Annotated in this window: 1 protein-coding gene; it reads left to right on the top strand. The window is 70.6% G+C overall.

Annotated features, from left to right (window positions below; genetic code table 11):
• The coding region (locus F0Q45_RS26440) for a sensor histidine kinase (protein ID WP_149656645.1) at positions 1 to 686 on the top strand (686 nt) is incomplete at both ends.

Raw genomic sequence — 686 nt, 5'->3', positions numbered from 1 at the left:
TGCGCAGATTTCCCGCGACCAGCGCGACCCGGTGCCGCTGTCGACGGTGATCAACGCCGCCGTGTCCGAAGTCGAGGACTATCGCCGGGTCAAAGCCGGTGGCGTGGCCGACTGCGCGGTGCTCGGTGCGGCGGCCGGCAGCGTGATCCACCTACTTGCCGAGTTGATCGACAACGCGCTGAGCTACTCACCGCCTACTGCCGAGGTGCGGGTGTCGGCGGTCCGCGGCAGTGCGGGCGGGGTTTTGCTGCGGATCGCCGACTGCGGCTTGGGCATGACCGATTCCGACCGTCGGATGGCCAATATGCGGCTACAAGCCGGCGGTGAGGTGACCCCTGAGAATGCCCGTCATATGGGGCTTTTCGTGGTGAGCCGGCTGGCCGCCCGGCATGGCATCCGGGTGGGGCTGCGGGGGCCGGCAAGCGGAGAAGCGGCCAGCGGTACCACCGCCGAGGTTTACCTGCCGGCCGCTGTGCTGGAGGGCTCGCACGCAGGTCACGCCGAGCCGGGGGTGACAACGCCGCGGGCGTTTGTGGTCAAACCGCCGAGCCCTGAACCGGCGCCACCGGCTACGGCCCCCCCGGCGGCTGTGCGCCATAACGGTACCGGGCAGCCGGTCCCCCCGGTGAGCTTGCTGCCGCGCCGGAACCCTGCATCCAGCGGCATCACCGACATTCCCGCCGCGC

It is taken from the genome of Mycobacterium simiae, assembly GCF_008370645.1.
In the GTDB taxonomy this organism is placed as follows: Bacteria; Actinomycetota; Actinomycetes; order Mycobacteriales; family Mycobacteriaceae; genus Mycobacterium; species Mycobacterium simiae_A.
This window is presented reverse-complemented; position numbering and strand designations above follow the sequence as displayed.